Here is a 23,391-nt window from a genome sequence, read left to right on the forward strand (position 1 = left end):
CGGGTTCTTACTCCTCGTCAGTTCTCGTCTTCGATCCAGCCCATGGTCCGCTCCACGGCCTTGAGCCAGCTCTTGTACTCACGGTCGCGGATCTCCGCGTCCATGTTGGGGGTCCATTCCGCGGCCCGGCGCCAGTTGGCGCGCAGGTCCTCGGTGTTGGTCCAGAAGCCGACGGCGAGGCCGGCGGCGTAGGCGGCGCCGAGGCAGGTGGTCTCGGCGACCATCGGGCGCACCACGGGGGCGTCCAGGACGTCGGCCAGGGTCTGCATCAGCAGGTTGTTGGAGGTCATGCCGCCGTCGACCTTGAGGGCCGTGAGCTCGACGCCGGAGTCCTTCGTCATGGCGTCGGTGATCTCACGGGTCTGCCAGGCGGTGGCCTCCAGGACGGCGCGCGCGATGTGCGCCTTGGTGACGTACCGGGTCAGACCGGCGATCACACCGCGGGCGTCGGAGCGCCAGTACGGGGCGAACAGACCGGAGAAGGCCGGTACGAAGTAGGCGCCGCCGTTGTCCTCGACCGAGGACGCGAGCGTCTCGATCTCGGCGGCGGACTTGATCAGGCCCATCTGGTCGCGCATCCACTGCACCAGCGAACCGGTGACGGCGATGGAGCCCTCGAGGGCGTAGACCGGGGCCTGGTCCCCGATGCGGTAGCCGACCGTGGTCAGCAGGCCCGAGTACGAGTTGATGATCTTGTCACCGGTGTTCATCAGCATGAACGTGCCGGTGCCGTACGTGGACTTGGCCTCGCCCTCGGAGAAGCAGGTCTGGCCGAACAGGGCCGCCTGCTGGTCGCCGAGCGCGGAGGCGACCGGGATGCCGCCGAGCAGCTCGCCGAGCCGGCCGCCGGTCACCTCGCCGTACACCTCGGCGGAGGAGCGGATCTCCGGCAGCATGGCCAGCGGGACGCCGATGGACTCGGCGATCTTGTCGTCCCACGCCAGGGTGTGCAGGTTCATCAGCATGGTGCGGGAGGCGTTGGTGACGTCGGTGACGTGATGACCGCCGTTCGCACCGCCCGTCAGGTTCCAGATGACCCAGGTGTCCATGGTGCCGAAGAGGATGTCCCCGGCCTCGGCGCGCTCGCGCAGGCCCTCGACGTTGTCGAGCAGCCAGCGGGCCTTGGGACCGGCGAAGTAGGACGCGAGCGGCAGGCCGGTCTCGCGGCGGAAGCGGTCCTGGCCCACGTTGCGGCCGAGCTCCTTGCAGAGCGCGTCGGTGCGGGTGTCCTGCCAGACGATGGCGTTGTGGACGGGCTCACCGGTGTTCTTGTCCCACAGCACGGTGGTCTCGCGCTGGTTGGTGATGCCGATGGCCTTGATGTCGTCGCGGGTGATGCCCGCCTTCTCGATGGCCCCGGCCACCACTTCCTGGACGTTGGTCCAGATCTCGGCGGCGTTGTGCTCGACCCAGCCCGGCTTCGGGAAGATCTGCTCGTGCTCCTTCTGGTCGACGGAGACGATGCGTCCGTCGCGGTCGAAGACGATGCAGCGGCTGGACGTGGTGCCCTGGTCGATCGCGGCGATGAAGGGGCCGGCGGTGTGTGCGTCGGTCACGGTGTGCTCCTGAAGGTTCCGTATGAAAGGGGCTGGCTCACGGCTTACTGCTCACGGCCTGACGGCGTATTGCTTACGGCTCGGAAAACCTTGCGGTTCAAGGAGAGCCCGAGGCCCGAAGGCCTCGGATCTTTAAGCAAAGGCGACGTTGTACAGACCTGCAGCGATCGCACCGCCGATCAGCGGACCGACGACCGGAACCCAGGCGTAGCTCCAGTCGGAGCCGCCCTTGTTGGGCAGGGGGAGCAGTGCGTGCACGATGCGCGGGCCGAGGTCACGGGCCGGGTTGATCGCGTAGCCGGTGGGTCCACCGAGGGAGAGGCCGATGGAGACAACCACCAGCGCGGTGATCAGGGCGCCCAGGGGGCCGAGGCCGTTGCCCTTGTCGTTGAGACCCTGCGTGAGGATCGCGAGCACCAGCACCACGGTGGCGATGATCTCCGTGGCGAGGTTCTGCACCGCGTTGCGGATCTCGGGGCCGGTGGAGAAGATACCGAGGACGGGGCCCGCGCCCTTCTCCTCCGCCTCGACCGCCTTGCTCTCGGGAGCGCCGACGATCTCGGAGTCGGTCAGGTGCGCCTGGAACTGTCCGTAGTACACGACCCAGACCAGCGTGGCGCCGATCATCGCGCCGAGCAGCTGGCCGCCCCAGTACACCGGCAGGTTGTCCCAGCCGCCGTCCTTGATGGTCAGCGCCAGCGTCACGGCCGGGTTCAGGTGTGCGCCGGACAGCGGCGCGGAGGTGTAGACCGCCGTGAGGACCGCGAAGCCCCACCCGAAGGCGATGGCGAGCCAGCCGGCGTTTCTGGCCTTGGAGGCCTTCAGCGTGACGGCGGCACAGACGCCACCGCCGAGCAGGATGAGTATGGCGGTACCTATGGTCTCGCCGATGAAGATGTCGGAGCTGGACACCCGCGACTCCTTTGTCCTTCGTCCAGGGGAAGGCGAACCCCGGGTCCCTCCGGTGGTTCGCGCCCTCGGGGGTGAGGGCGATGCCGGCCCATGGCGTTGTCACACTCTAACTCGTATTGCCGGTAGGTGTTCGACAATGCCGACCGATGGACGGGAGTCTTGCTCCGGGGTTACCAGCTCGTCAAGAGTTCCGTTATCGAAAACACGATCGTTATTGATCGCTGCGAGTTATCGATCTTGAGGGGCTCGGGCAGCCGACGCGCGCATGCCAAAGGGGCCGGTACGTCGAACACGTACCGGCCCGTTGTCGTACGGGGGTCAGATCGTCCTTCGGGAGGTCAGAACCGCCCGGCCCCCAGGTCCCGGGAGACCGCGCGGGCGCAGTCCCGCACCGCCGCGATCAGCTCGGGGCGCAGCTCGCCGTCCCGGCAGATCCGCTCCACGGCTCCCGTGATGCCCACCGCGCCCACCGGCATGCGCCGCCGGTTGTGGATGGGTGCCGCGACCGAGGCGACGCCCGTCCATGTCTCCTCGACGTCGTCGGCGTACCCGCGCGCGCGGGTCAGGTCGAGGACTCCCTCGAACTGCTCCGGTTCGACCGTCGTACGGGCCGTGAACGTCTTCCGCTCGGCCTCCAGGACCTCGCTGTGCGCCACCGGGTCGTAGGCCGACAGGACCTTGCCCAGGGCCGTGGAGTGCAGCGGCTGCATGGCCCCGACCTCCAGCACCTGACGGCTGTCGTCGGGCCGGAACACGTGGTGCACGATCAGTACGCCATGTTGGTGCAGCACACCGAGGTAGACGCTCTCGCCGCTGGAGCGGGCCAGGTCGTCGGTCCACACCAGTGCCCGCGCGCGCAGCTCGTGCACGTCGAGATAGGTGGTGCCGAGCCGCAGCAGCTCGGCGCCCAGCTGGTAGCGCCCCGAGACGCTGTCCTGTTCGACGAAGCCCTCCTGCTGGAGGGTGCGCAGTATGCCGTGGGCCGTGCCCTTGGCCAGGCCCAGCGAGGAGGCGATGTCGGACAGGCCGAGCTGCCGCTCGCCGCCCGCGAGGAGCCGCAGCATCGCCGCCGCCCGTTCGAGCGACTGGATGTTCCGTGCCATCGCCGTGCTGCCTCCGTCCCCTTCGACCGACAGCGTGCTCCTCCGCTACCGCCGTTCGGCAATGTCGAACACTACCGTTCGTTGCCGAGCTCCCGCTAATGGGTCGTCGCAACATGTTCGGTCTGTCTTAACACCCCGGACGCTCCCGCCACGCCCGTCCGCCCCGTGGACGGCCCTGACCCTGCGACGGTGCTCGGGCTACCCTGGCGGCGTGCGCCTTCCATGGGAAGCGCAAAGCCGACAGCCGTCGCACTTCAGGGAGCACCCTTCATGGCTTCGTTGCCGAACCCGTCCCTTTCGTCCGAGCTTGCCGAGAACCGGACCCGCATCGCCGCCCTCCGGGAGGCGCTCGCCGAGCGTGTCGTGGTGGCCGACGGCGCGATGGGCACGATGTTGCAGGCGCAGGATCCGACGCTGGAGGACTTCGAGAACCTCGAGGGCTGCAACGAGATTCTGAACATCACCCGCCCCGACATCGTCCGTTCCGTCCACGAGGCCTACTTCGGGGTGGGCGTGGACTGCGTGGAGACGAACACCTTCGGCGCCAACCACTCGGCCATGGCCGAGTACGAGATCTCCGACCGCGTGCACGAGCTGTCCGAGGCGGGCGCCCGCATCGCCCGCGAGGTGGCCGACGAGTTCGCCGGCCGCGACGGCCGCCGGCGGTGGGTGCTGGGCTCCATCGGCCCCGGTACGAAGCTGCCGACCCTCGGCCACATCGGCTTCCACACGCTGCGCGACGGCTTCCAGGCGAACGCCGAGGGCCTGATCGCCGGCGGCGCGGACGCCCTGATCGTCGAGACCACCCAGGACCTCCTCCAGACCAAGTCGTCCATCCTCGGCGCCCGCCGGGCCCTGGACGCGCTCGGGGCCGACGTGCCGCTGCTGGTCTCCCTCGCCTTCGAGACGACCGGCACGATGCTGCTGGGCTCGGAGATCGGCGCCGCGCTGACCGCGCTGGAGCCGCTGGGCATCGACATGATCGGCCTGAACTGCTCCACCGGCCCCGCCGAGATGAGCGAGCACCTGCGCTACCTCGCCCGCCACTCCCGCATCCCGCTGCTGTGCATGCCGAACGCCGGGCTGCCCATCCTCACCAAGGACGGGGCGTACTTCCCGCTGACCCCGCCCGAGATGGCGGACGCGCAGGAGACCTTCGTCCAGCAGTACGGCCTGTCCCTGGTCGGAGGCTGCTGCGGCAGCACCCCCGAGCATCTGCGCCAGGTCGTCGAGCGCGTGCGCGGGATGGCACCGACGCAGCGGCGCCCCCAGCCGGAGCCGGGTGCCGCCTCCCTCTACCAGACCGTCCCGTTCCGCCAGGACACCGCGTACATGGCGATCGGCGAGCGCACCAACGCCAACGGCTCGAAGAAGTTCCGCGAGGCCATGCTGGAGGCCCGCTGGGACGACTGTGTGGAGATGGCCCGCGACCAGATCCGCGAGGGCGCCCACATGCTCGACCTGTGCGTCGACTACGTCGGCCGGGACGGCGTCGCGGACATGGAGGAGCTGGCCGGACGCTTCGCCACCGCCTCCACGCTGCCCATCGTGCTGGACTCCACCGAGGTCGAGGTCCTGCGCGCCGGCCTGGAGAAGCTCGGCGGTCGCGCCGTCATCAACTCCGTCAACTACGAGGACGGCGACGGCCCCGAGTCCCGCTTCGCCAAGGTCACCCGGCTGGCGCAGGAGCACGGCGCGGCGCTGATCGCGCTGACCATCGACGAGGAGGGCCAGGCCCGTACCGTCGAGACCAAGGTCGCCATCGCCGAACGGCTCATCGAGGACCTGACGACGAACTGGGGCATCCACGAGTCGGACATCCTCATCGACGCCCTGACCTTCACCATCTGCACCGGCCAGGAGGAGTCCCGCAAGGACGGCATCGCCACCATCGAGGCGATCCGCGAGCTCAAGCGCCGCCGCCCCGACGTGCAGACCACGCTGGGCCTGTCGAACATCTCCTTCGGTCTCAACCCGGCGGCCCGCATCCTGCTCAACTCGGTCTTCCTCGACGAGTGCGTCAAGGCGGGCCTGGACTCGGCGATCGTGCACGCGTCGAAGATCCTCCCCATCGCGCGCTTCGACGAGGAGCAGGTCACCACCGCCCTCGACCTGATCTACGACCGGCGCATCGCCCAGCAGGGCGACGAGCCTGCCTACGACCCCCTCCAGAAGCTGATGGCACTGTTCGAGGGCGCCACCACCAAGTCGCTCAAGGCGGGCAAGGCCGAGGAACTGGCCGCGCTGCCCCTGGACGAGCGACTCAAGCGGCGCATCATCGACGGCGAGAAGAACGGCCTCGAGGCCGACCTCGCCGAGGCCCTCCAGACCCGCCCCGCCCTCGACATCGTCAACGAGACGCTGCTCGACGGCATGAAGGTGGTCGGCGAGCTGTTCGGCTCCGGGCAGATGCAGCTGCCGTTCGTGCTCCAGTCCGCCGAGGTCATGAAGACCGCGGTCGCCTATCTCGAACCGCACATGGAGAAGTCGGACGCCGAGGGCAAGGGCACCATCGTGCTCGCCACCGTGCGCGGCGACGTCCACGACATCGGCAAGAACCTCGTCGACATCATCCTGTCCAACAACGGCTACAACGTCGTCAACCTCGGCATCAAGCAGCCGGTCTCCGCGATCCTGGACGCGGCCGAGGAACACCGGGCCGACGTCATCGGCATGTCGGGCCTGCTGGTCAAGTCCACGGTGATCATGAAGGAGAACCTGGAGGAGCTCAACCAGCGCGGTCTGTCCGCCGATTACCCGGTCATCCTCGGCGGCGCCGCCCTGACGAGGGCGTACGTGGAGCAGGATCTGTACGAGATCTACGAGGGCGAAGTCCGCTATGCCCGGGACGCGTTCGAGGGCCTGCGTCTGATGGACGCGCTCATCGGGGTCAAGCGGGGCGTGCCGGGGGCCGTACTGCCGGAGCTCAAGCAGCGCCGGGTGCGGGCCACCGCCCCGACGGTCGTCGAGGAGCGCCCGGAGGAGGGACACGTCCGCTCGGACGTCGCCGTCGACAACCCGGTGCCCACGCCGCCCTTCTGGGGCACCCGTGTCATCAAGGGCATCCAGCTCAAGGAGTACGCCTCCTGGCTGGACGAGGGCGCGCTGTTCAAGGGCCAGTGGGGCCTGAAGCAGGCCCGTGCGGGCGACGGACCGACGTACGAGGAACTCGTCGAGACCGAGGGCCGGCCCCGGCTGCGCGGACTGCTGGACAAGCTCCAGACCGACAACCTGCTCGAAGCGGCCGTCGTCTACGGCTACTTCCCCTGTGTGTCCAAGGACGACGACCTGATCATCCTGGACGAAGAGGGCAACGAGCGCACCCGCTTCACCTTCCCGCGCCAGCGCCGCGGACGGCGGCTGTGCCTGGCCGACTTCTTCCGGCCCGAGGAGTCCGGCGAGCGGGACGTCGTCGGCCTCCAGGTCGTCACGGTCGGCTCCCGCATCGGTGAGGAGACGGCCAAGCTCTTCGAGGCGAACTCCTACCGCGACTACCTCGAACTGCACGGCCTGTCCGTGCAGCTGGCCGAGGCCCTCGCCGAGTACTGGCACGCCCGCGTCCGCTCCGAGCTCGGCTTCGCCGGTGAGGACCCCTCGGCCATCGAGGACATGTTCGACCTCAAGTACCGCGGTGCCCGTTTCTCCCTCGGCTACGGCGCCTGCCCCGACCTGGAGGACCGCGCCAAGATCGCCCGGCTCCTGGAGCCCGAGCGCATCGGCGTCCACCTCTCGGAGGAGTTCCAGCTGCACCCCGAGCAGTCCACGGACGCGATCGTGATCCACCACCCGGAGGCGAAGTACTTCAACGCGAGGTGACCCGGCGCGAGGCGCGTCAGAGGGCCCCCTCATAACCAACAGGCACTTCACCTGACGCCGTCGTACACTGGACGGTCCACAGCAGGCCGGTTCCCCCTGAGGGAACCGGCCTTCTCGTCCCTCAAGGAGGTGCGCCAGGATGACCACTACGGTTCCCGCGCTCGGTACCCGTACGGCCGAAGGCTCAGCGCTGCAGGCCGTGCTCCTGGACATGGACGGCACCCTGGTGGACACCGAGGGGTTCTGGTGGGATGTCGAGGTCGAGATCTTCCGGACGCTCGGGCACACCCTCGACGACTCCTGGCGTCACGTGGTGGTCGGCGGACCCATGACCCGCAGCGCGGGTTTCCTGATCGAGGCCACCGGGGCCGACATCACGCTCGGCGAGCTCACGGTGCTGCTCAACGACGGTTTCGAGGACCGTATCGACCGGGCGCTGCCGCTGATGCCGGGGGCGGCCAGACTCCTCGCGGAGCTCGCCGCGCACGAGATCCCCACCGCCCTGGTCTCCGCCTCGCACCGGCGCATCATCGACCGTGTCCTGGCCTCCCTGGGACCCCAGTACTTCGCGTTGACCGTCGCGGGCGACGAGGTGGAGCGGACCAAGCCCTACCCCGACCCGTATCTGCTGGCGGCGTCCGGACTCGGCGCCGAACCGGCGCGGTGCGCCGTCATCGAGGACACCGCCACGGGCGTCGCCGCCGCGGAGGCCGCGGGCTGCCACGTGGTCGCCGTCCCCTCCGTCGCGCCGATCGCCCCCGCCGTCCGGCGCACGGTCGTGACCTCCCTGGAAGAGGTCGACCTGCCTTTTCTCCGCGGGCTGATGACGGAAATGCGCTAGGCGTTCACCCAGCGTGCGTAACCGAATGTGCCGATAACCCCTGCGTATCCGCAGGTAAGGGCCCCGGACCTGCCGCGGGAAATTGATTCCGGGGCCGGATGGCCGAATTCCGGTACTCTCCCATCGAGTTGGCAGTGTGAGGTTCGTCACTTGACGGGGGGTCGACATTCGGCCTGTCCTGTGCCGTAACCCCCCTTTCGGGGGTGGTCGGCGTGCCCTTGTGTCCCGATTGGTGGAACGCTGCACGAATCCTTCCGCTGTCGGGTTATCGGTGCGTCCACGCCCGGTTTCGCAGCGTGATGGGAACTCAACTCCGGTCTCTGCGGGCCGTCCTGGTGGTGCGGACTAATGTCGTCGCGAGAACCTCGCCATAACCCCGGTGACTCGCCCGCACCACCCCTGCATGGCGGGTACACGGACACGACAGCTCTGGAGAAACTCGAGCATGAACCGCAAGACTTTGGTGCTGCCGGCCGTTGTCGGCTTGCTCGCCCCGGTGCTCGCCGCGTGTGGCGGTTCCGACAGCGGGGGAAGCGGCGGCGACGCGATCGTCGTGGGCACCACGGACCGGTTCACCGCATCGAAGGATGCCCCGGCTCCTCTCGACCCGGCGTACGCGTACGACGTCGGCACCTGGAACATCCTGCGCCAGACCGTACAGACGCTGATGGTCCAGCCCCGCGGTGACGGCGACCCCCAGCCCGAGGCCGCCGAGAGCTGCGGTTTCACCGACTCCGGCAACGAGCGCTACGCCTGCACGCTGCGCGACGGACTGAAGTTCGCGAGCGGTGACCCGATCACCGCCAAGGACGTGAAGTTCTCGATCGACCGCGCGATGTCGCTCAAGGCCGACAGCGGCGTGTTCGCGCTGCTGTCCACCGTCGACACCGTGGAGACGCAGGGCGACCGCCAGGTGATCTTCCACCTGAAGACCGCGGACGCCACCTTCCCGTTCAAGCTGTCGACCCCGGTCGCCGGCATCGTGAACCCGAAGGACTACGAGAAGGGCAAGCTGCGCGACGGCTTCTCCGTCGACGGTTCCGGCCCGTACACCCTCCAGGCCGACGTCAAGAACGACGAGGCCGTCAAGATCACCTTCACCAAGAACCCGAACTACAAGGGTCTGTTGAAGCCGAAGAACGACAAGGTCGAGATGCGCTCCTTCGAGAGCGCCGACGCCATGGGCACCGCGCTCGACAAGGGCGACATCGACCTCATGACCCGCGCGATGACGCCGGAGCAGATCAACAAGCTCGGCGCCGCCGGTGCGACCGGCAAGGTCAACCTGGTCGAGATGCCCGGCCTCGAGATCCGCTACCTCGGCTTCAACACCGACGACCCGTCGGTGAAGAACAAGGCCGTCCGCCAGGCCATGGCCGAGGTGATCAACCGCGGGGAGCTCGTCTCCAAGGTGTACGGCTCCCAGGCCGAGCCGCTGTTCTCGATGGTCCCGGCCACCATCACGGGTCACTCCAACTCGTTCTTCAACAAGTACGGCGACCCGAGCGTCTCCAAGGCCACCACGACGCTGAGCAAGGCCGGCATCACCACTCCGGTGAAGCTCACCCTGCACTACACGACCGACCACTACGGCTCGGCCACCGCGAAGGAGTTCGAGGTGCTGAAGCAGCAGCTCAACTCCAGCGGCCTGTTCAGTGTCGAGATCAAGGGCGAGCCCTGGACGACGTTCCGCCCGGCCGAGAAGAAGAACGAGTACCAGGTCTACGGCATGGGATGGTTCCCCGACTTCCCGGACGCCGACAACTACCTGGCGCCGTTCCTCGACAAGGACAACACCCTCGGCTCCCCGTACGTGAACTCCGCGATCCGCGGCACGCTGATCCCGGAGTCCCGCCGCGAGGCCGACCGTCTCACCGCGTCGAAGAGCCTCACCGACATCCAGGACAAGGTGGCCGACGACGTACCGCTCCTGCCGCTGTGGCAGGGCAAGCAGTACATCGCCGCGCGGGACGACATCACGGGTACCGAGTGGGCGCTCAACTCGTCCTCCACGCTTCAGCTGTGGGAGCTCGGCCGCGGTGTGAGCGGCTGACCGGTCCTTCTCAGGGCGCCGGGTCCTGTGGGCCCGGCGCCCGACCGCACGACCCGGCGCCCGCTCCATGTGGCGTCCCAGAGAAACAACGACAAGGCACCTCCTCGTGAACATGCGCAACCAGTGGCCAGTCCTGTCCGTCGCGACGGGGCTGGCCGCCGGTCTGCTCGCCGGCTGTGGCTCGCAGACGAGCGACACCGGCAGCACCGGCTCCGCCCTGGTGATGGGGATGTCCGACGACGTCCTGGCCACCGACCCCGCTTCCGGCTACGACCCGGGATCCTGGCTGTTGTTCAACAACGTCTTCCAGTCGTTGCTGAGCTTCCCCAACGGTGGTACGGAGCCGGCTCCCGAGGCGGCCAAGGAGTGCGCGTTCTCGGACGCCACGACCAAGGTCTACACGTGCACGCTCCAGGACGGCCTGAAGTTCAGCAACGGTGACGCCCTCACCTCCGAGGACGTCAAGTTCTCCTTCGACCGCATTCTGAAGATCGACGACGCCTCCGGCCCGGCCGTCATGTTCCCCATGCTCGACACGGTCCAGACCCCGGACGCGAAGACCGTCGTCTTCAGGCTGAAGTACGCCGACGCCACCTTCCCCAGCAAGATCGCCTCCGGCGCCGGCTCGATCGTGGACCACCGGCAGTACGCGGACAACGGGCTGCGCAGGGACAACCAGGCGGTCGGCTCGGGCCCGTACAAGCTGGACTCCTTCGGCAAGGACCAGGCCGTCTTCTCGGTCAACGACAGCTACAAGGGCACCGCCAAGGTGAAGAACTCCGGCATCACGCTGAAGTTCTTCCACGGCGACCAGACCGCTCTGAAGAAGGCGCTGCTGAACCACCAGGTCGACATCGCCTACCGAGGTCTCGCTGCCGACGACATCGCGGACATCAGCAACGACACCTCCACCGGCAGGGGCGTCAACGTCGTCGAGGGCACCAGCGCCGAGGTCCAGCACATGGTCTTCAACATGGACGACCCGGTCGCGGGCAAGCTCGGCGTGCGCAAGGCCATCGCCTATCTGCTCGACCGCGAGGCCCTGGTCAACAAGGTCTACGAGGACACCGCGACGCCGCTGTACTCGATCGTCCCGGCCGGTGTCACCGGCCACACCACGGCCTTCTTCGACCGCTACGGCGCCCGCCCCTCGAGGACGAAGGCCGCCGCCGCGCTCCGGGCCGAAGGCATCACCGGCAAGGTCAGGCTCACGCTCTGGTCGACCCCCTCGCGCTACGGCCCCGCCACCGACCAGGAGTTCAAGGCGATCGCCCAGCAGCTCAACGCCAGCGGGCTGTTCGACGCGACCGTGAAGTCCGTCGCGTACGACCAGTACGAGAAGGACATCGCCAAGGGCAAGTACGGCGTGTATGTGAAGGGCTGGGTGCCCGACTACCCGGACCCCGACAATTTCACGGCACCCTTCTTCGGCAAGGGCAACGTGCTGGGCAACCACTACACGAACAGCACGATCACCGGGCGGCTCATCCCGAAGACGGCCGCCCAGAGCGACCGCTCCTCGACCGACACCGAGTACGGCAAGATCCAGAGCATCGTGGCCGAGGACCTCCCGCTCCTCCCGATCTGGCAGGCCAAGCAGTACGCGATCGTGCGGGACAACGTCTACGGCCTCGAGAACTGCCTCGACGCCTCGACGGTGTTCCGCTTCTGGGAGATCAGCAAGGACTGACTCCACCACCGCCGGTACCGACGCCGAGGGCGCCCTCTTCGTGGAAGGGGCGCCCTCGGTCGTGCTCCTGGGACCCTTGGTCGTGCTCCTGGGACCCTTGGTCGTGCTCCTGGGACCCTCGGCCGAGCTCCTGGGGAAGTGGACGGCGTCCGGGGGTTACTGCTGTGCGCCCGGGCGCACCAAACCGCTCTCGTACGCGTACACCGCGGCCTGCACCCGGTCGCGCAGCCCCAACTTGGTGAGCACGTGGCCCACATGCGTCTTGACGGTGGTCTCGCTGACGAACAGGTCGGCGGCGATCTCCGCGTTCGACAGGCCGCGCGCCACCAGCTTCAGCACCTCGACCTCCCGATCGGTCAGGGTGTGCAGCGTGTCGGGCACCGGCTCGTCGCCCGACGGCAGATGACCCGCGTACTTGTCGAGAAGCCGGCGGGTGATGCTCGGCGCGAGCAGCGCCTCGCCCGCGGCGACCACGCGGATCGCCTGCACCAGCTCATTGGCCGGCGCGTCCTTGAGGAGGAAGCCGCTGGCCCCGGCGCGCAGTGCCTCCACCACGTACTCGTCGAGGTCGAAGGTCGTCAGGACGAGCACCTTGGCCGGCCCGTCCCGCCCCGGCCCGGTGATCTGCCGGGTCGCCTCCACCCCGTCCATCCTCGGCATACGGATGTCCATCAGAACCACATCGGGCTGCAGCGCACGAACCTGATCCAGTGCCTGCAGACCGTCACCGGCCTCGCCGACGACCGCGATGTCCTGCTCCGCCTCCAGAATCATCCGGAAGCCGGTACGCAGCAGCGGCTGGTCGTCGACCAGTAGGACGCGGATGGCCACGCAAGTCTCCTTGGGTCTGTCCGGCGGACCAGGCCGGAGGTGAGCAACAACGCCGGACAGGCCCTAGTCCCGCCCCATTCTGCCCTGCTCGGTGACGCCGGAATCCGGCGCCCTGACCGGCAGCGGGTAAGGCGGGGGAGTACCGCCGAATTCCGGACAAACCGCTTGGTGGTCGCACCAGCCGCAGAGCTTGGTGGGCCTCGGTCGCCAGTCGCCCGTCTCGGTGGCCTGCTGGATCGCCTCCCACAAAGCGAGCAGTTTGCGCTCGACCCGCTCCAGGTCCTCGACCATCGGGTCGTACGTCACCACGTCGCCGCTGCCGAGGTAGACGAGCTGGAGCCGGCGCGGGACCACCTGCTTCAGCCGCCACACCACCAGGGCGTAGAACTTCATCTGGAACAGCGCACCCTCGGCGTACTCCGGCCGCGGCGCCTTGCCCGTCTTGTAGTCGACGATCCGGACCTCGCCCGTCGGGGCCACGTCGACGCGGTCGATGATGCCGCGCAGCTTCAGCCCGGAGTCGAGTTGGGCCTCGACGGACAGCTCACGCTCGGCGGGCTCCAGCCGCGTCGGGTCCTCGAGACTGAACCAGCGCTCCACCAGCTGCTCGGCCTCGCCGAGCCAGCGCGTCAACCGCTCGCCCTCGGGATCGTCGGCGAACAGCTCCACGACCTCCGGCCGCGTCTCGCGCAGCCGGTCCCACTGCCCCGGAATGAGTGACTTGGCGCGCGGAGCCGTGCGCTCCGCCGCCGGGGCGTCGAAAAGGCGCTCCAGCACCGCGTGGACCAGCGTGCCGCGGGTGGCCGCCTCGCTCGGCTTCTCGGGGAGTCTGTCGATCACCCGGAACCGGTAGAGCAACGGGCACTGCATGAAGTCGCCCGCCCGTGAGGGCGACAGCGAGCTCGGAGGCAGGGCCGGGCGGGGCGCGGGAACCGCCGACGCGTCCGTCGCTTCAGCCACGGCGGCTTCGGCCACGGGGGCTTCGGCCATGACGGCTTCGGTCGGCTCGGGCGGCACGGCGCCCCCGGTGCTGGTTTCCATGTCCACAGACCTTACGGCCCGCCACTGACAGTGAGTGCACAGTCGGGGCTTGTGCGCGCTTGTGCGACGGAGCGGAAAACAGAGGGGGTGCCGGGGCGGAACGCGTCGCGACGGACGCATACCATCGACCCAGACCCTCCTGCTTCGCATGATCGGGAGCGGGAGACGCTTCGAACGAGGGGACATCGTGGACGAGAGCGGCGGGAGCGGGCAGCCGCGGTCCGGCACCGACGAAGCGACCGAGCGCCACGGGGAGCAGCGGGCCTCCTCGGCCCCGGCCGCGGATGCCACGCGCCCCGGACCGGAGCGCCCCGAGCACCCCACCGGGCCGACACCACCCACGGCCCCGGGCACCTCCGAGGCCGCCCCGTCCCCCGACCGACCCCACGACCCCACCGACTCCGGCCGCGCGGCCGCGACGCACAGCGACCCTTCGAGCGGGGCCGAGGACGGGGCCGAGCCCGGCGCTTCCTCGGACCAGGTCGAGGCACCCGCCGGTTCCGGTTCCTCGGACGAGGCCGGGTCGTCCGCCCAGGACGCGCCCCACGGCTCCTCCGCCGGACGCCACCCGCACCCCGAGCCCGAACACCCCCGAACCCTCGCCCACTCCGGAACCGGCACCGGTACCGGCAAGCCGCAGCCCCCGCGACGTGGCCGGGAGCCCGGTGGCGGGCTGCTGATGGGGCGGCCGTTCGGCGTGCCCGTGTACGTGGCGCCCAGCTGGTTCCTCGTGGCCGCGCTGATCACCTGGGTGTTCGGCGGCCAGCTCGACCGCGTGCTGCCCGAACTCGGCGCCCTGCGCTACCTCGTGTCCCTCTTCTTCGCGGTCGCCTTCTACGCCTCCGTCCTCGTCCACGAGCTGGCCCACACGGTCGCCGCCCTGCGCTTCAAACTGCCGGTGCGCCGGATCCAGCTGCAGTTCTTCGGCGGCGTCTCGGAGATCGAGAAGGAGGCCGAGACCCCGGGCCGTGAGTTCGTGCTGTCCTTCGTCGGACCACTGCTCTCCCTCGTCCTCTCGGGCCTCTTCTACCTCGCCATGCTGGCCGTCGAGCCCGGCACGGTCCCCGGCGTGCTGCTGGCCGGCCTGATGATCTCCAACCTCATCGTGGCCGCCTTCAACCTGCTCCCCGGCCTGCCCCTGGACGGCGGCCGCATGCTCCGCGCCGTCGTCTGGAAGATCACCGGCAGGCCGATGAGCGGCACGATCGCCGCCGCCTGGGTCGGCCGCGCCCTCGCCGTCTCCGTACTGATCGGGCTGCCCCTGCTCACCCAGTCCGGAGCGCTCGGCGCCACCCAGGACAACATCGGCGGCATGGACACGGTCACCGACGCCCTGCTCGCCGCGATCCTCGCCGCGATCATCTGGACCGGCGCCGGCAACAGCCTCCGCATGGCCCGTCTGCGCGAACACCTGCCCGAGCTGCGCGCCCGCTCACTCACCCGGCGTGCGGTCCCGGTCGAGACCAGCACCCCGCTCTCGGAGGCGCTGCGCCGTGCCAACGAAGCAGGCGCCCGCGCCCTGGTCGTCGTCGACGCCGACGGCGAACCGCTCTCCCTCGTCCGCGAGGCCGCCATCGTCGGCGTACCGGAGCACCGCCGCCCCTGGGTCGCCGTCAGCGGCCTCGCCCAGGACCTCACCGACGGCATGCGCGTCTCCGCGGAGCTCGCCGGCGAGGCACTCCTGGACACCCTCCGTGCCACCCCGGCGACCGAGTACCTGGTGGTGGAGGATTCGGGCGAGATCTACGGAGTCCTCTCGGCGGCAGACGTCGAGCGAGCCTTCGTCAAGGCCATGGCCCGCCCGTCCTGAGCGCGGCCCGAACGTGGTCGGCGCCCCGCGCAGGGACCGGTAGGCTGGTCACATGTCCGAACCGACCGGTGCCGCCCGCAGGCGCGGGCCCTTCAAGGTCGGGGACCAGGTTCAGCTGACCGACCCCAAGGGCCGCCACTACACGTTCACGCTCGAGGCCGGGAAGAACTTCCACACCCACAAGGGTTCCTTCCCCCACGACGAGCTGATCGGCGCTCCCGAGGGCAGCGTTGTCCGCACCACGGGGAACGTCGCCTATCTCGCGCTGCGCCCCCTGCTCCCCGACTACGTCCTGTCCATGCCCCGCGGCGCCGCCGTGGTCTACCCCAAGGACGCGGGGCAGATCCTGGCCTTCGCCGACATCTTCCCCGGCGCGCGCGTCGTGGAAGCGGGCGTGGGCTCCGGCTCGCTCAGCAGCTTCCTGCTGCGCGCCATCGGCGACCAGGGCATGCTCCACTCCTACGAGCGCCGCGAGGACTTCGCCGAGATCGCCCGGCAGAACGTGGAGCGCTACTTCGGCGGCCCGCACCCCGCCTGGGAGCTCACCGTCGGCGACCTCCAGGACAACCTGAGCGACACCGACGTCGACCGCGTCATCCTCGACATGCTCGCCCCCTGGGAGTGCCTGGAGGCCGTCTCCAAGGCGCTGGTCCCCGGCGGCATCCTGTGCTGCTACGTTGCCACCACCACCCAGCTCGCGCGGACCGTCGAGTCCATCCGCGAGATCGGTTCCTTCAACGAGCCGACCGCGTGGGAGTCGATGATCCGCAACTGGCACGTGGAGGGCCTGGCGGTCCGTCCGGACCACCGGATGATCGGCCACACCGGCTTCCTGCTCACCGCCCGCCGCCTCGCGGACGGCGTCGAGCCGCCCATGCGCCGCCGCCGCCCCGCCAAGGGTGCCTACGGCGAGGACTACTCCGGCCCGAACGCCGACGGCGGCTCAGGCCGCTGACCCGACCGGCGCCCACGCCGTCGACGTACTCAACGCACCACACCTGTGGCCGAGTTCCCGGAAGCACTCGGGAGCTCGGCCGCGGTGCGTTCCCGCGCCGGGGTGGCGGAACCGGTGGGCAACTCCGCCGCAAGCCCTTTCCGTTGACGTGCCGCGTTGACGCGCCGCCGGAAGTCCGGACCCTGCCGTTCCACCCCACTGTGACGTGTGGCACCATGCTGGCCACCCCACCCCCACCGTCACGGCCCTCCCAGGAGACGCTCCTAGTGCAGCAATCCGTCGTCCCGGAACTGGCACACACCCACACCCGGCCCATCCACTGGCTCGCCACGGCCACCGCCCTGGCGGGAGTCGTCGCCCTCTCCTCGGTCCTGCAGCCCGGCTCCGCGACGGCGGCCCAGCCCCGCCCCGGGGCCAAGTCCGCCCCGGCCGCGACGGCGCCCCCGGACCCCGCGGGCGTCACGTTCCCGATCGAGTGCGGGCCCGTCAAGGTCCTCGTGCAGAAGAAGGCGTCCGGAGACCTCGACGGCGACGGCAGTCCGGAGACGGTGGCCGTGGTCCGCTGCGACGCGGGCATCGGCACCCCGCCCAACGGCGTCTACGTCATCACCCAGGGCGGGTCGGGAGCCAAGAAGCCCCGCGTCGTGGCCACCCTGGTCGACCCGAAGGACCGCCTCAACGTCACCGACTTCGCGGTGCGTGACGGCTCCGTCACGGCGACCCTGCTCGGCTACTCCTCTGCCGACGTGCCGAGTTGCTGCCCGGACGTGAAGGAGCAGGCCAAGTGGCAGTGGAAGAACGGCACGTTCATCCGCTCGACACCCTCCGGGGCACAGAGCGCATGAGAAGCATGTGAGAAAAGAGACATATCGCGACGCGGAGTATCCTTCGGGTCACTCCGCGTCGGGACCGTAGACCTCGACCCTGTCCGAAACTCGACGTACGTGGATGCAGTCGCCCGGGCACTCCTTCGCGGAGTCGGCGACATCCCGCAGAAGCGTCAGCGGTACGGGCGTTGTGGCGCCCGGGGCCTGCAGGAGCTCGTCCTCGGCGCTCTTCACATAGGCCAGGCCGTCGATGTCCAGCTCGAAGACCTCCGGCGCGTACTGGGCGCAGATACCGTCTCCGGTACAGAGATCCTGGTCGATCCAGACCTCGAGAGCCTCGCTGTCGCCTGGGGCCTCCTGCTGCACGGTCATTTCTCCTGCCGTTTCCTGCGTCGAGCGATCCGGAGACTGGGGAATCGGGCCAGCTCTGACGGGTGTTGAACACGTCGACCCTACCTCCGCCCGCTTCCCGACCGTGTTCGGTGGGTATTCCCCTGGCGTGAGGGAGAGCGCAAGGGTGAAGATCGGACACACCTCGACAGTCTTTGTGATCTAGGGGTTTCAATCGACACCCACCCAGGTAGGGTCTGGAAGCGTCCAGCTCCCCTTGGAGGAGGTGAGGACCGTGGCAGCCCACGACGACGACATGAACCGCGGCATCCGCCCGGGACGAGGGTCCGATGACCCTGCCGGGCAGGTTGCCTACCTTGAGCAGGAGATCGCCGTCCTGCGACGCAAGCTCGCCGACTCTCCGCGGCACACGAGGATTCTCGAAGAGCGGATCGTCGAACTGCAGACCAACCTGGCCGGCGTGTCCGCACAGAACGAGCGGCTCGCCAATACGCTCCGTGAGGCCCGCGACCAGATCGTGGCCCTCAAGGAAGAGGTCGACCGGCTGGCGCAGCCGCCGGCAGGCTTCGGTGTCTTCCTCGTGGCGAACGAGGACGGCACGGCGGACATCTTCACCGGGGGCCGCAAGCTCCGGGTGAACGTCAGCCCCAGCGTGGAGCTCGAAGAGCTCAGGCGCGGCCAGGAAGTGATGCTCAACGAAGCTCTCAACGTGGTCGAGGCCATGGAGTACGAGAGTGTCGGCGACATCGTCACCCTCAAGGAGATCCTCGAGGACGGCGAACGCGCCCTCGTGGTGGGGCACACCGACGAGGAACGGGTGGTACGGCTCGCCGAGCCGCTGCTGGACGTCACCATCCGTCCCGGAGACGCCCTGCTTCTCGAACCGCGTTCCGGCTATGTCTACGAAGTTGTCCCCAAGAGCGAGGTCGAGGAGCTCGTCCTCGAAGAGGTTCCGGACATCGGCTACGAGCAGATCGGCGGCCTGGGAAACCAGATCGAACTGATCCGCGACGCGGTCGAGCTCCCCTACCTCTACCCCGACCTCTTCAAGGAGCACGAACTGCGGCCGCCCAAGGGTGTGCTGCTGTACGGGCCTCCCGGATGCGGTAAGACGCTCATCGCCAAGGCGGTCGCCAACTCGCTGGCCAAAAAGGTCGCCGAGGTCACCGGCCAGGCCACCGGGAAGAGCTTCTTCCTCAACATCAAGGGCCCCGAGCTCCTGAACAAGTACGTCGGCGAGACCGAGCGGCAGATCCGCCTCGTCTTCCAGCGTGCTCGTGAGAAGGCCAGCGAGGGCACCCCCGTCATCGTCTTCTTCGACGAGATGGAATCACTCTTCCGCACCCGTGGATCGGGCGTCAGCTCGGACGTGGAGAACACCATCGTCCCCCAGCTGCTCGCCGAGATCGACGGCGTGGAAGGCCTGGAGAACGTGGTCGTGATCGGCGCCTCGAACCGCGAGGACATGATCGACCCCGCGATCCTGCGCCCCGGACGACTCGATGTGAAGATCAAGATCGAGCGCCCGGACGCCGAGGCCGCCAAGGACATCTTCGCCAAGTACCTCACACAACGCCTCCCGCTGCACTCCGACGACCTCGGAGAGCACGGCGGGGACCGGGCGGCCACCGTCCACGGCATGATCCAGACCGCTGTGGAACAGATGTACGCCGAGTCCGAGGAAAACCGCTTCCTCGAGGTCACCTACGCCAACGGCGACAAGGAAGTCCTGTACTTCAAGGACTTCAACTCGGGCGCCATGATCGAGAACATCGTCGGCCGCGCCAAGAAGGCAGCGATCAAGGCCTTCCTCGAGCAGAACCAAAAGGGCCTTCGGGTCTCCCACCTCCTCCAGGCGTGCGTGGACGAGTTCAAGGAGAACGAGGACCTGCCGAACACCACCAACCCGGACGACTGGGCCCGAATCTCCGGAAAGAAGGGCGAACGGATCGTTTACATCCGTACGCTCGTCACCGGAAAGCAGGGTGCGGACACCGGACGCTCCATCGACACGGTGGCGAACACCGGGCAGTACCTGTAAAAGACAGGGCGGCTGCGGGTGCCCTCCACGGGTACCCGCAGCCGACTGCTTTCCGGGGCACGGCTGGAGCAGAGCAATGACGCAAATGATCTCCCCACCAGCGCAGAGGCGTTCTAGGCTCTTTCGTACCGCCGAGTCGCGCGTTGCGGGGACGGGCACCGCACACGCACCGGAGCACCAGCGGTACTTGAGCAGCGCCCCCGACCGAGGGCGCTGCCGGGCAAGGAGGGCCGCATGACCGTACGGCGAGTAATGGGCATCGAGACGGAGTACGGGATCTCCGTCCCCGGCCACCCCAACGCCAATGCCATGCTCACCTCGTCCCAGATCGTCAACGCGTACGCGGCGGCGATGCACCGGGCGCGCCGCGCCCGCTGGGATTTCGAGGAGGAGAACCCGCTGCGGGACGCGCGAGGCTTCGACCTCGCCCGCGAGGCCGCCGACTCCAGCCAGCTCACCGACGAGGACATCGGCCTGGCCAATGTCATCCTCACCAATGGCGCACGGCTGTACGTGGACCACGCGCACCCGGAGTACAGCGCTCCCGAGGTCACCAACCCGTGGGACGCCGTCCTGTGGGACAAGGCCGGCGAGCGCATCATGGCGGAGGCCGCGGAGCGCGCGGCCCAGCTCCCCGGCGCCCAGCCGATCCACCTCTACAAGAACAACACCGACAACAAGGGCGCCTCGTACGGCACGCACGAGAACTATCTGATGAAGCGGGAGACCCCCTTCTCGGACATCGTGCGCCACCTCACGCCGTTCTTCGTCTCACGCCAGGTCGTCACCGGAGCGGGCCGCGTCGGTATCGGCCAGGACGGGCACGAGCACGGCTTCCAGCTCAGTCAGCGCGCGGACTACTTCGAGGTCGAGGTGGGCCTCGAGACCACGCTCAAGCGCCCCATCATCAACACCCGCGACGAGCCGCACGCGGACGCCGAGAAGTACCGCAGGCTGCACGTGATCATCGGTGACGCGAACCTGTCGGAGATCTCGACCTACCTCAAGCTGGGCACGACCGCCCTGGTCCTGTCCATGATCGAGGACGGCTTCATCGCCGTCGACCTGGCCGTCGACCAGCCCGTGCGCACGCTGCACCAGGTCTCGCACGACCCCACGCTGAAGCGGCTCGTCACGCTGCGCAGCGGACGCACGCTGACCGCGGTGCAGCTCCAGATGGAGTACTTCGAGCTGTCGCGCAAATACGTGGAGGAACGCTTCGGGGCGGACGCCGACGACCAGACCAAGGACGTCCTGGCCCGCTGGGAGGACACTCTCAACCGCCTGGAGAACGACCCGATGAGTCTCTCAGGGGAGCTCGACTGGGTCGCCAAGCGTGAGCTCATGGAGGGCTACCGGCGCCGTGACGGCCTCGACTGGGACGCGGCACGGCTGCACCTGGTCGACCTCCAGTACGCCGACGTACGGGCCGAGAAGGGCCTGTACAACCGTCTGGCGGCGCGCGGCAAGATGAAGCGGCTCCTGGACGAGCGGGACGTCGAGCGGGCCCGTACGAAGCCGCCCGAGGACACCCGTGCGTACTTCCGCGGGCGCTGTCTGGAGCAGTACGCGGACGATGTGGCGGCGGCCTCCTGGGACTCGGTGATCTTCGATCTGCCGGGCCGGGACTCGCTCCAGCGCGTCCCAACCCTGGAGCCGCTTCGCGGAACGCGTAATCACGTCAAGGAGCTCCTCGACCGCTGCCGTACGGCGGAAGACCTGGTCAGGGTCCTGTCGGGCGGCTGACCTGGCCGCCAGGGGCGTCGGAGCCCGGGCGGCACAACGGGGTGGAAAGACACGACGTCCGGGAATCATCGAGGTGGCTCCCGGACGTTGTGGCAACTGCGGGGCCGATGTCGGACCCTGCTTGTAGGGTCTGATCAAGAACGTCGAACCGAGCGGGGTGAGGGTTATGGCGACCAAGGACACCGGCGGCGGACAGCAGAAGGCGACGCGTTCCACCGAGGAGGTCGAGGAGACGGCGCAAGACGCGCAGGTCTCCGAGGACCTCAAGGAGCGCCAGGAGAAGCTGAGCGACGACGTCGACTCCGTCCTGGACGAAATCGACGACGTACTCGAGGAGAACGCCGAGGACTTCGTTCGCTCATTTGTGCAAAAAGGCGGACAGTAACGGGCGTGTCGGACTCGCTCGAAGCTAAGCGGTGTACCGGATGCGGGCAGGAGTTACCGCTTGCTTCGTTCGCTGCCGACAGGAACCGGCGTGACGGGCTGCAGGTGCGGTGTCGGGAGTGCGTGGCGGAATATTCGGCCGCGCACTACCGGCGGCGCAGGGAAGTGCTCGGCAAGACGGTGCGCGAGAAGGTGGACCTCCCTGCAGGGCACAAGCTGTGCCGAACCTGCGGGGAGGTGAAGCCGCACAGCGAATGGCATCGAAACTCGTCGGCGTCGGACGGCCTGTCCACCCAGTGCAAGGCGTGCAGGGCCATCAGGGGGCGTGAGGATCACCTGAAGCGTCAGTACGGCCTCACCGAAGCCGAGCGTGACGAGATGGTCGCCTCTCAAATGGGGCTCTGCGTGATCTGTTTGAAAGCTCCTGCAGTTCATGTGGATCACTGCCACGAGACGGGTAGGGTCCGTGGCGTACTGTGCTTCAACTGCAATTCGGCCATCGGCAAGTTGGGAGATGATCCCGACGCTGTTCGTCGGGCTGCCGCCTACTTGGAAGGATCCCCGTGGAAGCCAACACTCGTAGCACCGGGCGTCTACCGGCTGCCTTCCTGACGCCCGGTTCGTCGTCCTTCATGGACTTCCTGTCCGAGCACCAGCCGGAGATGCTGCCGGGCAAGCGGCAGCTGCCGCCCGTCCAGGGCGTGATCGAGGCCCCGCACGGCACGACCATCGTCGCCGTCACGTTCCCCGGCGGAGTGGTCCTCGCCGGCGACCGCCGGGCCACCATGGGCAACATGATCGCTCAGCGCGACATCGAGAAGGTCTTCCCGGCCGACGAGTACTCGGCGGTGGGCATCGCCGGTACGGCCGGTCTGGCCGTCGAGATGGTCAAGCTGTTCCAGCTGGAGCTGGAGCACTTCGAAAAGGTGGAGGGCACCACGCTCTCCCTGGAGGGCAAGGCGAACCGGCTCTCCACCATGATCCGTTCCAACCTCGGCATGGCCATGCAGGGCCTCGCCGTGGTCCCCCTCTTCGCGGGTTACGACGTGGACCGCGACAAGGGCCGCATCTTCTCCTACGACGTCACGGGCGGCCGCTCCGAGGAGCACGGCTACGCCTCCACCGGCTCCGGCTCGATCTTCGCGCGCGGTGCCATGAAGAAGCTCTACCGCGACGACCTGACCGAAGAGCAGGCCACGACCCTCGTCATCCAGGCGCTGTACGACGCGGCCGACGACGACTCGGCGACCGGTGGTCCCGACGTCGCCCGCCGGATCTACCCGATCGTCACCGTGATCACCGAGGACGGCTTCCGCAGGCTCACCGACGACGAGTCCTCCGACATCGCCCGCGCGATTCTGGAGCGGCGTCTGGAGCAGCCGGACGGTCCGCGGGCCGCGCTGCTCTGAGCCCGGCTCCTTTTGCCAAGGTGAC

Annotated in this window: 18 protein-coding genes; 12 read left to right on the forward strand and 6 right to left on the reverse strand. The window is 68.5% G+C overall.

Going from position 1 to position 23,391, the window contains the following annotated elements:
• Positions 1-17 precede the first annotated feature (17 nt).
• From glpK to ACIRA5_RS26920, 3 genes are all read right to left on the reverse strand, one after another.
• Complete coding sequence (gene glpK / locus ACIRA5_RS26910; RefSeq protein WP_095855569.1) at positions 18-1,556, reverse strand: glycerol kinase GlpK; 1,539 nt, start codon at positions 1,554-1,556, stop codon at positions 18-20.
• Between the two features lie 132 nt (positions 1,557-1,688).
• Positions 1,689-2,468: an MIP/aquaporin family protein gene (locus tag ACIRA5_RS26915; RefSeq protein ID WP_403694534.1), complete on the reverse strand. Its 780-nt coding sequence runs from the start codon at positions 2,466-2,468 to the stop codon at positions 1,689-1,691.
• 338 nt (positions 2,469-2,806) lie between these two features.
• Complete coding sequence (locus tag ACIRA5_RS26920) at positions 2,807-3,571, reverse strand: IclR family transcriptional regulator (RefSeq protein ID WP_067365314.1); 765 nt, start codon at positions 3,569-3,571, stop codon at positions 2,807-2,809.
• 270 nt (positions 3,572-3,841) lie between these two features.
• Here ACIRA5_RS26920 and metH point away from each other — a divergent pair, with 270 nt between their 5' ends.
• From metH to ACIRA5_RS26940, 4 genes are all read left to right on the forward strand, one after another.
• On the forward strand, positions 3,842-7,387 hold the full coding sequence (gene metH / locus ACIRA5_RS26925; protein ID WP_403694536.1) for a methionine synthase: 3,546 nt from the start codon (positions 3,842-3,844) through the stop codon (positions 7,385-7,387).
• 139 nt (positions 7,388-7,526) lie between these two features.
• Complete coding sequence (locus tag ACIRA5_RS26930; protein ID WP_403694538.1) at positions 7,527-8,228, forward strand: HAD family hydrolase; 702 nt, start codon at positions 7,527-7,529, stop codon at positions 8,226-8,228.
• A 445-nt stretch (positions 8,229-8,673) separates the two neighbouring features.
• Positions 8,674-10,281, forward strand: a complete 1,608-nt coding sequence (locus ACIRA5_RS26935; RefSeq protein WP_403694540.1) for an ABC transporter substrate-binding protein — start codon at positions 8,674-8,676, stop codon at positions 10,279-10,281.
• Positions 10,282-10,387: 106 nt separating this feature from the next.
• Complete coding sequence (locus tag ACIRA5_RS26940; RefSeq protein WP_403694542.1) at positions 10,388-11,971, forward strand: ABC transporter substrate-binding protein; 1,584 nt, start codon at positions 10,388-10,390, stop codon at positions 11,969-11,971.
• Between the two features lie 156 nt (positions 11,972-12,127).
• On the opposite strand, the gene ACIRA5_RS26945 is transcribed toward ACIRA5_RS26940, so the two are convergent.
• Both ACIRA5_RS26945 and ACIRA5_RS26950 read right to left on the reverse strand, forming a co-directional pair.
• Positions 12,128-12,802 (reverse strand): response regulator, encoded by a 675-nt coding sequence (locus ACIRA5_RS26945; RefSeq protein WP_403694545.1) that lies wholly within the window; start codon positions 12,800-12,802, stop codon positions 12,128-12,130.
• A gap of 63 nt (positions 12,803-12,865) precedes the next feature.
• Positions 12,866-13,843, reverse strand: coding sequence for a RecB family exonuclease (locus ACIRA5_RS26950; protein WP_403694547.1), 978 nt, complete (start codon positions 13,841-13,843; stop codon positions 12,866-12,868).
• A gap of 187 nt (positions 13,844-14,030) precedes the next feature.
• Here ACIRA5_RS26950 and ACIRA5_RS26955 point away from each other — a divergent pair, with 187 nt between their 5' ends.
• The 3 genes from ACIRA5_RS26955 (at position 14,031) to ACIRA5_RS26965 (ending at position 17,453) form a co-directional block, all read left to right on the forward strand.
• On the forward strand, positions 14,031-15,653 hold the full coding sequence (locus ACIRA5_RS26955; protein ID WP_403694550.1) for a site-2 protease family protein: 1,623 nt from the start codon (positions 14,031-14,033) through the stop codon (positions 15,651-15,653).
• 52 nt (positions 15,654-15,705) lie between these two features.
• Positions 15,706-16,608: a tRNA (adenine-N1)-methyltransferase gene (locus ACIRA5_RS26960; protein WP_403694552.1), complete on the forward strand. Its 903-nt coding sequence runs from the start codon at positions 15,706-15,708 to the stop codon at positions 16,606-16,608.
• A 266-nt stretch (positions 16,609-16,874) separates the two neighbouring features.
• On the forward strand, positions 16,875-17,453 hold the full coding sequence (locus ACIRA5_RS26965; protein ID WP_403694555.1) for a hypothetical protein: 579 nt from the start codon (positions 16,875-16,877) through the stop codon (positions 17,451-17,453).
• A 48-nt stretch (positions 17,454-17,501) separates the two neighbouring features.
• Here ACIRA5_RS26965 and ACIRA5_RS26970 read toward each other — a convergent pair whose 3' ends face one another.
• Entirely contained in the window at positions 17,502-17,807 is a 306-nt protein-coding gene (locus ACIRA5_RS26970; RefSeq protein ID WP_054231162.1) for a ferredoxin, read from the reverse strand.
• A gap of 253 nt (positions 17,808-18,060) precedes the next feature.
• Between ACIRA5_RS26970 and arc the strand changes: the two genes are divergently transcribed.
• The 5 genes from arc to prcB all read left to right on the forward strand — a co-directional run bounded on the left by arc (position 18,061) and on the right by prcB (position 23,366).
• Entirely contained in the window at positions 18,061-19,827 is a 1,767-nt protein-coding gene (gene arc / locus ACIRA5_RS26975) for a proteasome ATPase (RefSeq protein ID WP_099923559.1), read from the forward strand.
• Between the two features lie 234 nt (positions 19,828-20,061).
• Entirely contained in the window at positions 20,062-21,573 is a 1,512-nt protein-coding gene (dop, locus tag ACIRA5_RS26980; protein ID WP_343323942.1) for a depupylase/deamidase Dop, read from the forward strand.
• A gap of 166 nt (positions 21,574-21,739) precedes the next feature.
• Positions 21,740-21,958 carry a ubiquitin-like protein Pup gene (locus ACIRA5_RS26985; RefSeq protein ID WP_075027689.1) on the forward strand — a complete coding sequence of 73 codons (219 nt, stop codon included), beginning with the start codon at positions 21,740-21,742 and terminating at the stop codon, positions 21,956-21,958.
• 5 nt (positions 21,959-21,963) lie between these two features.
• On the forward strand, positions 21,964-22,569 hold the full coding sequence (locus ACIRA5_RS26990; RefSeq protein WP_403694561.1) for an endonuclease VII domain-containing protein: 606 nt from the start codon (positions 21,964-21,966) through the stop codon (positions 22,567-22,569).
• On the forward strand, positions 22,521-23,366 hold the full coding sequence (gene prcB / locus ACIRA5_RS26995) for a proteasome subunit beta (protein WP_403694564.1): 846 nt from the start codon (positions 22,521-22,523) through the stop codon (positions 23,364-23,366). Before ACIRA5_RS26990 ends, prcB begins: the two co-directional genes overlap by 49 nt.
• Positions 23,367-23,391: the final 25 nt, after the last annotated feature.

This window comes from Streptomyces sp. NPDC096311 (genome assembly GCF_044763085.1).
GTDB lineage: Bacteria > Actinomycetota > Actinomycetes > Streptomycetales > Streptomycetaceae > Streptomyces.